Annotated in this window: 1 pseudogene; it reads left to right on the top strand. The window is 55.4% G+C overall.

Annotated features, from left to right (window positions below):
* A pseudogene (locus NW835_RS13450) lies at positions 1 to 285 on the top strand (RNA-guided endonuclease TnpB family protein); the annotation flags it as partial.

Raw genomic sequence — 285 nt, 5'->3', positions numbered from 1 at the left:
GGCAGGAGGCTAGCCGCTGCACGTAAGAGTGCCCAACAGAAAAACCGTCCAGTTAAAGTGTTTAAGGGCGGCTTTGTCACGTATGACGCCCGCATCTTCTTTTTCCGTGAGAGGGACTGGACAGTATCGCTAACCACCGTCGAGGGACGCGAACGCTTTGAGCTGGATGTAGGTCACTACCAGCGCGGGATGCTGGCGGGTTCTCATCCCAAAGCAGCCACGTTGGTCAAACGCCAAGACGGTTCCTCCTTCATCCAGATTGATGTGGAGTCTGAGGTACCAGAG

Source organism: Synechococcus sp. OH2 (assembly GCF_047462155.1).
Classification (GTDB): Bacteria; Cyanobacteriota; Cyanobacteriia; order Thermostichales; family Thermostichaceae; genus Thermostichus.
This window is presented reverse-complemented; position numbering and strand designations above follow the sequence as displayed.